The 12,991-nt window shown below is 66.0% G+C and carries 11 protein-coding genes and 1 pseudogene; 6 read left to right on the forward strand and 6 right to left on the reverse strand.

From position 1 onward, the window contains the following. Nucleotides 1-22 precede the first annotated feature (22 nt). Nucleotides 23-1,339, reverse strand: coding sequence for a sensor domain-containing diguanylate cyclase (locus tag JWN03_RS14765; RefSeq protein ID WP_297614738.1), 1,317 nt, complete (start codon nucleotides 1,337-1,339; stop codon nucleotides 23-25). 120 nt (nucleotides 1,340-1,459) lie between these two features. On the opposite strand from JWN03_RS14765, the gene JWN03_RS14770 reads away from it, so the two are divergent. Together JWN03_RS14770 and JWN03_RS14775 are read left to right on the forward strand one after the other, a co-directional pair. Further along, nucleotides 1,460-2,266, forward strand: coding sequence for an SAM-dependent methyltransferase (locus tag JWN03_RS14770; protein ID WP_297614740.1), 807 nt, complete (start codon nucleotides 1,460-1,462; stop codon nucleotides 2,264-2,266). A 39-nt stretch (nucleotides 2,267-2,305) separates the two neighbouring features. Further along, on the forward strand, nucleotides 2,306-3,055 hold the full coding sequence (locus JWN03_RS14775; protein ID WP_297614742.1) for an enoyl-CoA hydratase-related protein: 750 nt from the start codon (nucleotides 2,306-2,308) through the stop codon (nucleotides 3,053-3,055). Between the two features lie 113 nt (nucleotides 3,056-3,168). On the opposite strand, the gene JWN03_RS14780 is transcribed toward JWN03_RS14775, so the two are convergent. Beyond that, nucleotides 3,169-3,762 carry an NADPH-dependent FMN reductase gene (locus tag JWN03_RS14780; RefSeq protein ID WP_297614744.1) on the reverse strand — a complete coding sequence of 198 codons (594 nt, stop codon included), beginning with the start codon at nucleotides 3,760-3,762 and terminating at the stop codon, nucleotides 3,169-3,171. Nucleotides 3,763-3,963: 201 nt separating this feature from the next. Here JWN03_RS14780 and JWN03_RS14785 point away from each other — a divergent pair, with 201 nt between their 5' ends. Then, nucleotides 3,964-5,130, forward strand: a complete 1,167-nt coding sequence (locus JWN03_RS14785; protein WP_297614746.1) for a lipase family protein — start codon at nucleotides 3,964-3,966, stop codon at nucleotides 5,128-5,130. A 79-nt stretch (nucleotides 5,131-5,209) separates the two neighbouring features. On the opposite strand, the gene JWN03_RS14790 is transcribed toward JWN03_RS14785, so the two are convergent. From JWN03_RS14790 to JWN03_RS14800, 3 genes are all read right to left on the reverse strand, one after another. Continuing rightward, nucleotides 5,210-6,346, reverse strand: a complete 1,137-nt coding sequence (locus JWN03_RS14790) for a YeiH family protein (RefSeq protein ID WP_441342991.1) — start codon at nucleotides 6,344-6,346, stop codon at nucleotides 5,210-5,212. A 4-nt stretch (nucleotides 6,347-6,350) separates the two neighbouring features. Next, nucleotides 6,351-6,506, reverse strand: coding sequence for a hypothetical protein (locus JWN03_RS14795; RefSeq protein WP_297614748.1), 156 nt, complete (start codon nucleotides 6,504-6,506; stop codon nucleotides 6,351-6,353). A 147-nt stretch (nucleotides 6,507-6,653) separates the two neighbouring features. Then, nucleotides 6,654-7,712, reverse strand: coding sequence for an AraC family transcriptional regulator (locus tag JWN03_RS14800; protein WP_297614750.1), 1,059 nt, complete (start codon nucleotides 7,710-7,712; stop codon nucleotides 6,654-6,656). Between the two features lie 81 nt (nucleotides 7,713-7,793). On the opposite strand from JWN03_RS14800, the gene JWN03_RS14805 reads away from it, so the two are divergent. From JWN03_RS14805 to JWN03_RS14815, 3 genes and pseudogenes are all read left to right on the forward strand, one after another. After that, a complete protein-coding gene (locus JWN03_RS14805; RefSeq protein WP_297614752.1) occupies nucleotides 7,794-9,260 on the forward strand; it encodes a flavin-containing monooxygenase in 1,467 nt (488 codons plus the stop codon). A 25-nt stretch (nucleotides 9,261-9,285) separates the two neighbouring features. Beyond that, nucleotides 9,286-10,998: pseudogene (locus JWN03_RS14810) on the forward strand (GMC oxidoreductase). A gap of 180 nt (nucleotides 10,999-11,178) precedes the next feature. Next, a complete protein-coding gene (locus JWN03_RS14815) occupies nucleotides 11,179-11,940 on the forward strand; it encodes an alpha/beta hydrolase (protein WP_297614798.1) in 762 nt (253 codons plus the stop codon). 78 nt (nucleotides 11,941-12,018) lie between these two features. Here JWN03_RS14815 and JWN03_RS14820 read toward each other — a convergent pair whose 3' ends face one another. After that, nucleotides 12,019-12,990 carry an NAD(P)H-dependent flavin oxidoreductase gene (locus JWN03_RS14820; RefSeq protein WP_297614753.1) on the reverse strand — a complete coding sequence of 324 codons (972 nt, stop codon included), beginning with the start codon at nucleotides 12,988-12,990 and terminating at the stop codon, nucleotides 12,019-12,021. Nucleotide 12,991: the final 1 nt, after the last annotated feature.

Here is a 12,991-nt window from a genome sequence, read left to right on the forward strand (position 1 = left end):
GCTACGCACCGGATGACGGGAGCTAGCCGGCGGCCGTATCGGTCCGGCGCCGCTGCCCCGAGGCCTTGGCCCAGTACATGGAATAGTCCGCTGCCTGCAGCAGATCGTCGGCGGTGGTGTGCGCGGCGTACTCCTCGGCAATGCCGACGCTGGCGGTGACGGTCAGCCGATGGCCCTGCACCTCGAACGGGAGCGCGAAGGCGTGCCGCACACCGCGCGCCACCTCGTCCACCTCGGCGGTGGAATTCGGCACCAGAATGACGAATTCGTCGCCGCCCATGCGGGCCACCAGCTGCCCGAAGCCGGAGGCGCAGTCGTCCAGCCGCGCGGCCGCCTGTACCAGCAGTTCATCGCCGACCGCATGCCCGAAGGTGTCGTTCACCGCCTTGAAATGATCGAGATCGACGTAGCAGAGCCCCACTCGGCTGTCGGGGTCGGTGAACGCGGCGGTGAGCGCGTCGAAGAAGCGGGAGCGATTGGCCAGCCCGGTCAGCTGATCGTGATGGGCCCGGTAGTGCAGGCGCTCACGCAGTGCCCGCCGCTCGGAGATGTCCTCCACCAGCACAAGCGTGTACCGGGGCACGCCGCGCTCGTCCCGAATGAGCGAGACATTGATATTCGTCCACACCGTGCGCCCGTCCCGATGCGGATAGGCCTTCTCCATCTGCGCATTGTCGACATCGCCGCGCAGCACCGAGGCGTACAGCGGCCACATGCCCGGATCATCGTCGGGATGGCCGAGTTCGGTGACCTCGAGAGCGCTCATCTCCTCCGGTGAATAACCGAGCATGTTCGCGAAGGCATTGTTGACCTCGATGATGCGCCCGGTCATATCCGATAGCCCGGTGCCGATCCCGGCCTGCGCGAACACCGCCCGGAAGCGCGCCTCGCTGGCCCGCAACTGCTCCTGCACCTGGATACGCGCGGTGATCTCGGCGACGCGCACACTTTCCTGCTCGGTGAGCAGCCAGCTTCGGAAAGCGCGCACATAGCCGGTTGTGAAGGCCCCCAGCAACTCTGCGGCACGCGCGCTGGGAATTCCCTTCTCCCGGGTGAAATACGCGTTGAGGACGGAGACGCTGCGGCCCAGCACTTCGTCGCCGACGAAGTGCGCCCGTGCCAGTTTCGCGCCGAGTTCGGCAACCTGATCGGCGGATTCTCCGGTGCGGGCGGCGGCGTCCAGCTGCTCCGCCAGCAGGGCGATCAGGGCGGCGGCTTCGTCCCGGCTCATGGGCACGACATGATCGCGGGCTCCGCTGTCGAGCGCGGCTACCCACTGTTCGACCAAGTCGGCGTGCGGGCCATCCTGCTCCGGCCCACCCCCGGAATCCGACGCCATGAGGGTCGATGGTAGCCCGACCGGTCGGTGCCCGCGAACCCCGCCCCAGCAGCCCATAGTGGGATACCATTGCGGCGCTTAACGATTGGCAGTGTGGGTTCGAGAGGGGTAGTGGGATCGATGACCAGACCGAGTTGGGCTCCCGAGGGTATCGATCTGGATCGCCCCAGCGCCTCCCGCGTATACGACTATTTTGTCGGCGGCATGCACAACTTCGAGATCGATCGTGAACTCGCGCAGATGATCGAGAAGTTCACCCCCAATGTCGCGGAGACCATGCGCGCGAACCGGGATCTGCTGCGGCGCGCAGTGCGCTTCCTGGCCGATGCGGGCATCGATCAGTTCCTCGATCTGGGCTCGGGCATCCCGACCGTCGGCAATGTGCACGAGGTCGCACAGGCTCGAAACCCCGAGGCGCGAGTCGTTTACGTCGATATCGACCCGGTCGCGGTCGCGCACAGCCAGGCGATCCTGGAGGGCAATCCGCTCGCAGCGGTCATTCACGGCGATGTGGCACAACCGGATTCGATCCTTGCCGCGCCGGAAGTGGCCAAACTGCTGGACTTCGATCGACCGATCGCCGTATTGCTGCTCGGTGTACTGCATTTCGTGCCCGACGAGAGTGAGCCGGCCGCCGCCGTCGCACGTTTGCTCGAGGTCTGTGCGCCCGGCAGTTATGTCGCCATCACGCACGCCACCTCCGACGGTCAGCCGGCCGAAGTGCTGGAGGCGCAGAAGCTTTCGGGTCGTACCTCCACCGAGATCGTGCTGCGCGGCAAGGACGACATCGCGACCTATTTCTACGACTGGACGCTGCTCGAGCCGGGTCTGGTGCACCTGCCGCTGTGGCGCCCGGAGGATCCCGCCGATGTCGGCGAGCACCCGGAAAGCTCCGGCGCGTACGGCGGTCTCGCCCGCAAGGACTGAATCCGGCACAGATCCTCCGGCGTCCGCCATGATCGGACCATGAGTGTGGATCTGGAACGCGCGGACCGAACCCTGATCATCAGGATGAATCGCCCGCACAAGCGCAATGCCATCGACGCGGAAATGACCGCCGGCCTGGACAGCGCGCTCAATACCTTCGAAGACGATCCGGACCTGTGGGTGGCAGTGCTGACCGGCACCGGAGACATCTTCTCGGCAGGCACCGACCTGGCCGCCGGCTCCGGCGGCCGCACCGGGCGCGGCGGCGAATACGGCGTCATCCGCCGCACCCGCCGCAAACCCCTCATCGCTGCGGTGGAGGGCCGGGCCCTCGGCGGCGGTATGGAACTGGTCCTGGCTTGCGACCTGGTGGTAGCCGCGCGCACCGCTGCCTTCGGCCTCCCCGAGCCCCGCCGCGGCGTCATAGCCACCTGCGGCGGCCTCTTCCGCACACAACGTGCTCTCCCCCTGAACATCGCCAAAGAACTCCTCCTCACCGGCGAACCGCTCCCCGCCGAACGAGCCTGGCAACTCGGCTTCGTCAATCGCCTCACCGACGAAGGCGAAACCATCCCCGCCGCCCTCGAACTGGCCACCCGCATAGCCCTCAACGCCCCAGTCTCGGTACGCGAAAGCCTCGTAGCCCTGGAAACAATGAACTCCGCCGACGATGCGGAAGCCTGGCAGGTCACCGAAGCCGCAATGGCGGCCACTCTCTCCTCCGCGGACACAGCCGAAGGCATCTCCGCATTCCTCGAACGCCGCACCCCCCGCTGGTCAGGAAAATAGGACTCCGTCAGCCGAGTGGCACATGGTGGCGGCGAATGCCGAGTGGGGCCCTCCACCATGTGCCACTCGGCGATGCCGGATCTGTTGTTGTCGTGGACGACTGGGCTAGTGGCTTACGTGTGGGTCGAATTCTTCTCGCGCACATGCGCGGCGAGCGCGGGGAGTACTCGGCTCAGGTGCTCGCGTACCTCCGCATCCTCGACGAGACCGTCTGCCCCGAGTTGTTCGCGCAGGACGGTGATTCGGCCGCAGGCGGATTCGACGATGTCGGCGCTCACGTATCCCAGCACCGTGCGCAGCGTCTCGACGGCCGCGTCACCGCGGCCGGGGAAGGCGACATTGATCCATGCCACCGGTTTGTCCACCAGATCGCCGGTGCCGACGGTCCATTCCAGGAGGTTCTTGAGGCTGCCCGGGATCATGCCGGCGTACTCGGGGGCGCTGATGAGCACGGCGTCGGCCGCGCCGATCCGCTTGCGCAGCAATTCGACGGTGGCGGGTGCGGCCTCGTCGCCCGGGATGAAGGCGGGCAGGCCGACCAGCCCGTCGTACAGTGTCGCCTCGATGCCCGCGGGGGCGAGGGCTACCACGGTGCGGAGGGCGGCGGTATTGGTGGAACTGTCCCGGGTGCTGCCCGAGATCAGCAGAATGCGCAGCGGAGTGGTCACGCAGCGGGCAACAGGCGCGGGCGGCTCGGTATTTCGCACACCGTTATTCAGCTCACCGTTCGGTATCGGCCGCAGTGAGCTGTCCCACCGAGTGGGAGCGGTTGCATCACAACCTGTCACTTTCTCTCATTTTCGGTATCGTGGCGGGAATGGCGCGCTGTCCGGGACAGTTGTTAACAAGTGGATTCGATTGCGCGACAACTGCATAGAGAGTGTTTGGCGCGAGAAGGGCAGGCAAAGATGACTGCATTCACCAACCGCTTCGACGAGGCGGCGGTCGGTGCCGGAAGGTCTACGGCGACATCCGCCGGACCTGTCCCGGGTCGACTGCTGTCGGCGGAGCCCATGACGGCGTATCTGCTGCCCGGCCTGCGACTTCCCGCCCGCGCGTGGCGCATCGATTACACCTCCACCAATGCTTCCGGCGACCCCATCCAGGTCACCGGCACCGTGCTGGTGCCGCGCGAGCCGTGGCGCGGCGAGGGGTCGCGACCGCTGATCGGCTATGCCGTGGGCACCCAGGGGCTGGCCGATAAGATTGCCGCCGCCTCCTGGCAGCTGCGCGTCGGCCTGGAGTACGAATCGATCTTCATTACCGCCGCGCTGCGCCGCGGCTGGGCCCTCGCCATTACCGACTACCCGGGATTGGGTAATCCGGGCACGCACCCGTATGTCATGGGCCGCGCACTGGGACCGTCGGTGCTCGACAGCATGCGCGCCGCCCGTCGCCTGACCGCCGCGGGCTTGGACCCGAACGGTCCGCTCGGCATCTACGGCTACTCCGAAGGCGGTTGCGCCGCCGGCTGGGCGCTGCAATTGCAGCCCGGCTATGCGCCCGATCTGCCGCTGGCCGGCGGTGTGGTCGGTTCGGCCCCCGCCGATCTGGAAGACATGATCGCCTTCCTGGACGGCACCCCCTACGCCTTCCTGCTCTTCTACGGCGTGCTCGGCCTGGACGCCGCATACCCGGAACTCGATGTGCTGCAGTACCTCAAGCCGCAGGGCCGGGCGCTCGCGGCGGTGTTCCGCCGGACGCACGCGATTCCCGCCGCGCTGGTCGGCATCGGCCTGGGCGCCTTCGTGCCCAAGCGCGTCTCTACGTACTGCCACCGCATGCCGTTCGAGGTGCCGGAAGTCAAAGTGCGGCTCCGCGAGAACAAGCTCGGCTCGCTCGCGCCCGCCGCGCCGGTGCTGGTCGCGGGCGGTACCGCCGAACAGATCATCCCGTATCCGCAGGCCGTGCGGCTCGCGGAGGACTGGAAGGCCCTCGGCGTGGACGTCACCATGCTGTCCATGCCGCGTCGCGAACACATCACCGGCGCACTGTCTTTTGCCGGACCTGCCATGCGTTTCCTGGCCGAGCGTTTCGAGGACGTGCAGTCGATGCAGATGCAGCGCGGAGCCTGAGCTTCGGACACCACCGAATAGGGCCGGGATCCATTGGATCCCGGCCCTATTCATCTGCGGTAGTCAGATCTTGCGGTAATCAGACTCCGACATTCCAGTGCAGGACGCGAGAAGTGAACAGCACCAGGCCCAGTGAGACCACGGCGACCGTCACCAGGCCGATCACCGCCACCACCAGCGGCCGCCAGCCGGTGCGGGCCAGCTCGCGGATATTGGTGTTCAGACCCACGCCCGCGAAGGTGAGCAGGAACGCCCAGCGCGACAGATTGCCCAGATTGGTGACCTGTGCCTTGTTGAGCCAGTGCGCGGTCGCGAGGGCCGAGACCGCCAGGAAGCCGAGCACGAACTTCGGGAACTTGGCCCAGACGAAGGCGGCCTTGGCACGCAGACCCGGTGCGATGGCATCGGCTTCGCCACGAGCGGCCCAGTAGGCCGCGAAGCCCAGCACCACGAATCCGATGAGCGCATTGCGGGTCGACTTGACCAGCACCGCGGTCTTGCCCGCCGTATCGGAGAACAGGTAGCCGGTGGCGGTGGTCTCCGCGGTGTTGTCGACCGCCAGACCGGCCCACAGCCCGAACTCGTGATCGGTCAGGCCGATGGCGTGCCCGAGCGGCGGCAGTGCGAACAGCGCGACCGCGCCGAGCGCCAGAATCGCGGCAATGGCATAGCCGACATCCGAATTGCGTGCCCGGATAGCGCCTTTGGCGGCGATGATCGCCGACACGCCACAGATCGCGGTGCCGATCGCCAGCAGCGATCCGAGCTTGCCCGACAGCCCGAGCAGGCGGGCCACGGTCAGGATGATGACCCCGGACGCCGTCATATCCACCAGGATCTGAATGATGCTGGTACCGCCCAGTTTTGCCACGTCGCCGAGCAAGAAGCGAGAGCCGAGCGCGATGATGCCGACCTTCAGCCAGAACTCGTAGGTCCCCACGCCGGGGCGGAAGATGCGGTGCAGGCCAACGGTATTGGTAATGAGCAGGCCGATCAGAATGGCCCACAGCACGTACTCGATATCGGGCACGGTCCAGTGCTCGTGCTTGGCTATCTTCAGCCACCAGATCTCGGTGTACTTGCCGAGCACGCCCACCGCCACCAGCAGTGCGATGCCGGGCAGGTAGGCGAGCAGGCCCTTGGCGGTGAGCGGCCCGCTCGGAGTCTCGTCGAACTCGTCGTCGGCCTTGTTCAGGTCGATCGCGGTATCACTCACGGTGTCACCACGGAATCTTGGGCAGGGCGTCGAATACGGCGAGCACTGTCGCCGTACCCGCCACGATTACGGACCACCAGTCGGCTCCCAGCCGGCCGAGGGGATCGAGCCATGATGGTCTGGCGCCGGAAGATTCCGGCGCGGGTTCGCAACTTGTCACCACTGCCTCCAAACAGGAAAAACACTGCGGTACCGCCTCATCAGTGCCGCAGACCTGCACTATGAGGGCGGCCAATGCCGTGAGCCAGGTTTGAAATCGCTGTGATTCCGGATGCGAGGATTTCGCTGGTGACCAGGTATTCGGGCGTCAATCCCGGCGGTGGGCGCGGCGGTAGGCGGCCGGCGTGGTGGCGGTCCAGCGTTTGAAGGCGTGGATGAACGGAGTGGCTTCGGCGTAGCCGAGCCGAATGGCTATGTCGTCCACCGAGAGTGGGGTGGCGGTGAGCATTTCCTCGGCCAGGGCCTGGCGCACTTCATCGAGGAGTGCGCGGTAGCTGGTACCTGCGGCGACCAGGTGGCGGCGCAGCGTGCGGGGGCTGAGATTGAGGTCGCGACAGACCGCTTCGAGGGTGGGCGGCGTACTGAATCCTGTTGCGCCGGTGCCGGGTAGCAGGCGATCACGGACCTCGGCCGCAATACCGGTGCGGGCGCTGCGGCGGTGCAGCAGATCGCGGCACTGCGCCACGCAGACGGCCCAGGTGGGTTGATTGGCCTGGGGGAGCGCCTGGGTGAGCAGATCCGGATCGATGCCGAAGGTGGTGTGCGCGCGGTCGAACTGCGGGCGCACCCCGAACAGCCGCTCCAGGATCTCCGTCTGATCCGTTGCCGGATAGGAGAATTGGGCGCTGCTGAAATCGACCCGGGCGCCGAGCAGATCGCTCATCACCCGATGCATGGCGACAATGTCCCGCTCGACCAGGAACTGCTGCACATCGGCGGGGATGGTGTCGTGATGGATCCAGGTGATCAACTCGCGCGGCCGGGATTCCACGATCGGTGTGCAGAAGGCGAAGCCGAGACGGTAGTAGCGCAGCGCGAGGGAGATGGCCTCACGCAGGGTCGGACTGGTGACACAGGCGTATCCGAAGATGCCGAAGGTGCTGATGCGATAGCGGCGGCCCACCTCGACGCCGAGTGCGGGCACATCCGCCAGTTCCCGGACCAGATTGCGCACCACCGCCAGCTCGGTCTCGGCGGAGATCTGCGCATCCGCATCGGTGAGCACACGCTCGTGCAGCCCGGTGCCCGCGAGTAGGCGATCGGCCGGCACACCGTGCTCGGCGGCGAACCCGACCATGACCGCGACGCTGGCGGTGCCGCGCGGGAAGTTCCAGGTCCGGACCTCCGGCTCCTCGACGGTACTCATCCCCCGATTATGGCCGAAACTATTGATTTATTGGCCGCCGCGCTTTGTGGAAGGCATTACCGCAGGTCGTAGCGTTGTCGCATGAGCAAGCGGACCAGCCCGTCGATCGTGATCATCGGCACCGGCTTCGGCGGTATCGGCATGGCCATGGAATTGACGCGGGCGGGGATCGACGATTTTGTCCTCCTCGAGCGCGGGTCCGACGTGGGCGGGGTGTGGCGGGACAACACCTATCCGGGCGCGGAGTGCGATGTGCCCTCGCCGCTGTACTCGTTCTCCTATGAACCCAATCCGCGGTGGAGCAAGCGGTGTGCGCCACAGGTGGAGATCCAGCGGTATCTGCGCGGGCTGGCCGAGAAGTACGGGCTGATCGAGAAGACTCGCTTCGGGTGCGAGGTGACCGCCACCGAGTACGACGACGACACCGGGCAGTGGACGGTGCGCATTGCCGACGGGTCGACGCTCACCGCGGATGTGCTCGTCTCGGCGGTCGGGCAGCTCTCGCGCCCCGCCATGCCGGATATCCCGGGCATCGAATCGTTCGAGGGCGTGGCCTTCCACTCCGCCGGATGGGATCACAGTGCCGATCTCACCGGGAAGCGCATTGCCGTCATCGGAACCGGTGCCAGCGCAGTCCAATTCGTTCCTGTGGTGCAACCGCAGGCCGCCTATCTGACGCTGTTCCAGCGCTCGTCCACCTTCATTCTGCCCAAGCCGGATACGTACTATGGGCCGGTGCGGCAGGCGCTGTTCAAATATCTGCCGCCGACCTTGCAGGGGGAGCGGCTCGCCTGGTGGGCGCTGTGCGAGACGATTGCACTGAGCCTGGTGGATATTCCGGCCATTCGCCCGCTCATTACCAAGGTGAGCGCTCGGCACCTGGAGAAGCAGGTCGCCGATCCGGTCCTGCGCGCCAAGCTGACTCCGGACGCCCCGCCGGGCTGCAAGCGAGCACTGTTCTCCAACAACTACTTTCCGGCGCTCACTCAGCCCAATGTGCACGTGGAGACCGCCGGTATCGCCGAGATCCTGCCGAATGCGATACGCACCGAGGACGGAGTGGTGCACCAGGTGGATGTGATCATCTACGGCACAGGCTTCAAGGGCACCGAATTCCTCTGGCCCATGAGCGTCAGCGGGAGCCGCGGGCGCAAGCTGCACGACGAGTGGGCCGCGGGCGCACACGCCTTCAAAGGCATTGCGGTGCCCGGCTTCCCGAATATGTTCCTGGTGTACGGACCCAATACCAATCTGGGCGCGGGATCCATCGTGAGCATGATCGAGGCGCAGGCCCGCTACATTCGCCAGGCCGTCGAAAAGCTCACCACCGCAACCGGTCACGTGCTGCAGGTGCGCACCGCGGTGGCGGAGCGGTTCGACGCCGGCGTGCAGGATCGGCTGGACCGGTCCACCTGGAATTTCTGTACCAGTTGGTATCGCAATGCCGCCGGTCGCATCACCAATAACTGGCCCGGCACCGTCACCGGTTATCGCCGGCAGACCGCTCGCCTGGACCCGGCCGACTTCCGGCTCGTCCGGGTGTCCTGAGCCGCAGCAGCACTGAGGAGATCGAATGCGTTTCGACTACGACGTCATTGTTATCGGCTCGGGCTTCGGCGGGAGCGTGAGTGCCCTGCGATTGATCGAAAAAGGTTACCGGGTAGGTGTTCTGGAGGCAGGTCGCCGTTTCGCCGACGACGAATTCGCCAAGACGTCCTGGCGCGCCCGGCAGTTCCTGTGGGCTCCGGCCCTGGGCTGCTTCGGAATTCAGCGCCTGACGCTATTGAAGGACACCTTCGTCATGAGCGGCGCCGGGGTCGGCGGCGGCTCGCTGGTGTACGCCAACACCCTGTACGAGCCGCCGGAGAAGTTCTACGGCGACCGCCAGTGGGGTCACATCACCGACTGGAGGACCGAACTCGCCCCGCACTACAACCAGGCCAAACGCATGCTGGGTGTGACGGTGAACCCCGCCACCACGCCCAGCGACCGCGTGCTGCTCGAGGTTGCCGACGAGATGGGCATTGCCGACACCTATCAGCGCACGCCCGTCGGCGTCTTCTTCGGCGGCCCCGGCCGCCGGCCGGGGGAGGACGTCCCCGATCCCTTCTTCGGTGGTGCCGGGCCCGCCCGCCGCACCTGCACCCACTGCGGCGAATGTATGACCGGCTGCCGCCACAATGCCAAGAACACCTTGGTCAAGAACTACCTGTATCTTGCCGAAAAGGCCGGTGCCGCAGTGCATCCGCTGACCACTGTCACCGATGTGCGCCCGCTGTCCGGCGGTGGCTACGCCATCGAGACGGTCCGCACCGGTCGCTGGATTCGCAAGCAGCGCCGCGAATTTACCGCCGAGTAGGTGATTTTCGCGGCGGCCTCACTGGGCACTCAGCGGCTGCTGCACCGTCTCCGCGACGGCGGCTCGCTGCCGAATATCTCCGAGCGTCTCGGCTACCTCTCCCGCACCAATTCCGAAGAGCTGCTATCGATTCGCAGTCGCGACAAGAACACCGACTTCACCAAGGGCGTCGCGATCACGTCCTCGATCCACCCGGATCCGGACACCCATATCGAGCCGGTCCGCTACGGCAAAGGCAGCAATGTCCTCGCGCTCATGACGACCGCCATGGTCAGCGGTGAACCGCCGCGCGGCCGAGCCTGGTTGCGTGAGCTGGTGCGCAATCGCCGCGATCTGCTGAAGATGCACAATCCGCGGCGCTGGTCGGAAGAGATGATCGGCCTCTTGGTCATGCAATCGGTCGACAACTCCATTACGACCGTCACCAAGAAGGGCCTGTTCGGTCGCCGCATGACCACCAAACAAGGTGAGGGAGAACCGAATCCGACCTGGATCCCCTCCGGCCACGAGGTGGGTCGCCGCGTCGCCGCCAAGATCAACGGTGTCCCCACCGGGTCCGCCAGCAGCAGCATTTTCAACATCCCAATGACCGGTCACTTCCTGGGCGGCTGTGCCATAGGCGATTCCCCGCAGACCGGTGTCGTCGACGCCTACCACCGGCTCTACGGGTACCCGGGCCTGCACGTCATCGACGGCTCCACCATCTCCGCGAACCTGGGCGTGAATCCATCGCTCACCATCGCCGCCCAGGCCGAACGGGCACTCTCACTCTGGCCCAACAAGAGTGATGTCGATCAGCGGCCTGCTCCGGGAGCCGCGTATCAACGCCTCGCCCCGATCCCGCCCCGAAACCCGGTGGTTCCCGCCGGCGCCCCTGCGGCCCTGCGTCTTTCGCTGACTGTTGTCGAATCTCAGAATAACTGTTGACGGAGGAGCTACCCCTACTGCTACTCTCTTGACGTCCGTGACACACGCAAGGAGGTGAGACCCATGAACGCAGTAACAGTTGGGTGCTCCCCTTTCCGTTCACGGACGGTCGGTTGACATTGGTGTCGCCGGGAGCGCCGATAGGCACTCTCGAAAGGCAATACCATGAACCACAACACCATTCACTTCACCGCCCAGACGTCGTCCAATGGCGTTCTGGAGCGTTCCTTCACACTCGGTGACATCACCGGTGTGCTCTTCTCGCCCGAATCCGGCTCCGTCGAGGGTATGCCCCTGCTGCTGAGCGGTCACAGTGGCGGGATGCACAAGCGGGCGCCGGGACTCGTGGCCAGTGCCCAGCACAAGGTGACGAGCAGGGGCTACACCATCGCCGCGATCGATGCGCCCGGCCACGGTGACCGTCCCCGAAACGCACGGGACCAGCAGTGGGTCGACGCGCTCCACGCGGCGCGGGCGGCCGGTGAGCCGATGGACCAGGTCATCATCGACTACAACACCTCACTGGCCGAGCGGGCCGTGCCGGAATGGCAGGCGACCATCGATGCCTTGCAGGCGCTGCCCGAGATCGGCGCCGAAGCACCGATCGGCTACGGCGGCACCACCTTGGGCGTCGTGATCGGGCTGATGCTGACCATCGCCGAACCTCGGATCACCGCCGCGGCCTTCGGCCCGGTCTTCTCGTTCGAGGCCCTGCTCGAAGCTGCGCGGCAGCTCACGATCCCCGTCGATTTCACGATCGCCTGGGACGACGAGGAAATCGGCCGTCAGCCCGGTCTGGAATTGTTCGACGCCTGCGCCTCCGCGGACAAGGCATTGCACATCTATCCGGGCAGGCATCAGCGGATGGCCGGATTCATGGCCGACAATCACACCCGGTTCTTCGACACCCATCTCCGCCGGATCGCCGAGCCGGCGATCTGAGCCGACAGGTATCGGCGCCCGGCTTCGACCCGGGCGTCGATACCTCTGAAACATGTTGGTGGGCAGTCGATCCAGTTTTCAGAGCTGCTGAAGCCGTACCTTGGCGGCGGTGTATTCGGTGGCCAGGCGGTCTACTACCTCGGCGGTGGTGGTCACGGCGGTGACGGTGGCGATGCCCTGGCCGGATCCCCAAATGTCGCGCCACGGCTTGGCTTCGGCGGTCTGCGACTCGTCGGTACCGAAGTCCATGGCCGACGGGTCGCGGTCGCCGAGGTCATCGGGGTCGAGGCCGACGGCTTTGATGCTGGGGCGCAGGTAGTTTCCGTGCACGCCGGTGAAGCGGCTGGAGTAGATGATGTCCGCGGCGGTGGAGTCGACGATCATCTGCTTGTAATCCGTTGTGGCATTGGCTTCTTCGGTGGCGATGAAGGCCGAGCCGATGTAGGCCAGGTCCGCACCCGCGGCCTGGGCGGCGAGCACCGAGCGGCCGTGGCCGATGGCGCCCGAGAGCAGCAGCGGGCCGTCGAACCACGCGCGGATTTCCTGAATCAGTGCGAAGGGGGATTGGGCTCCCGCGTGCCCGCCCGCACCGGCGGCAACCGCGATGAGCCCGTCCGCGCCGCGCTCGACTGCCTTGTGCGCGAACACATTATTGATGACATCGTGCAGCACGATGCCACCGTAGGAGTGCACTGCCTCATTGACATCGGCGCGCGCACCGAGCGAGGTGATGACGATCGGCACCTGGAATTCGACGACCGTGGCCAGATCCTCCTCGAGCCGGTCATTGCTCTTGTGCACGATCAGGTTCACCGCATACGGCGCCGAGGGCTGATCGGGATTCTCGGCATCGTGCTTGGCGAGTTCCTCGTTGATGCGCACCAGCCATTCGCGGAACTGCGACTGCGGCCGCGCGTTCAGCGATGGGAACGAACCGACAACTCCGGCCCGCGACTGCGCGATGACCAACTCCGGGCCGGAGACGAGAAACATCGGTGAGGCGACCGCGGGCAGGCGTAGTCGTTCGGACAGGATGGGCGGCAGGCTCATG

Source organism: Nocardia sp. (genome assembly GCF_025465275.1).
Lineage (GTDB): Bacteria > Actinomycetota > Actinomycetes > Mycobacteriales > Mycobacteriaceae > Nocardia.

Coding starts and splice junctions, on each gene's coding strand:
- JWN03_RS14765 (WP_297614738.1), bottom strand. CDS start 1,339: ATGGCGTCGGATTCCGGGGGTGGGCCGGAGCAGGATGGCCCGCACGCC.
- JWN03_RS14770 (WP_297614740.1), top strand. CDS start 1,460: ATGACCAGACCGAGTTGGGCTCCCGAGGGTATCGATCTGGATCGCCCC.
- JWN03_RS14775 (WP_297614742.1), top strand. CDS start 2,306: ATGAGTGTGGATCTGGAACGCGCGGACCGAACCCTGATCATCAGGATG.
- JWN03_RS14785 (WP_297614746.1), top strand. CDS start 3,964: ATGACTGCATTCACCAACCGCTTCGACGAGGCGGCGGTCGGTGCCGGA.
- JWN03_RS14800 (WP_297614750.1), bottom strand. CDS start 7,712: ATGAGTACCGTCGAGGAGCCGGAGGTCCGGACCTGGAACTTCCCGCGC.
- JWN03_RS14805 (WP_297614752.1), top strand. CDS start 7,794: ATGAGCAAGCGGACCAGCCCGTCGATCGTGATCATCGGCACCGGCTTC.
- JWN03_RS14820 (WP_297614753.1), bottom strand. CDS start 12,990: ATGAGCCTGCCGCCCATCCTGTCCGAACGACTACGCCTGCCCGCGGTC.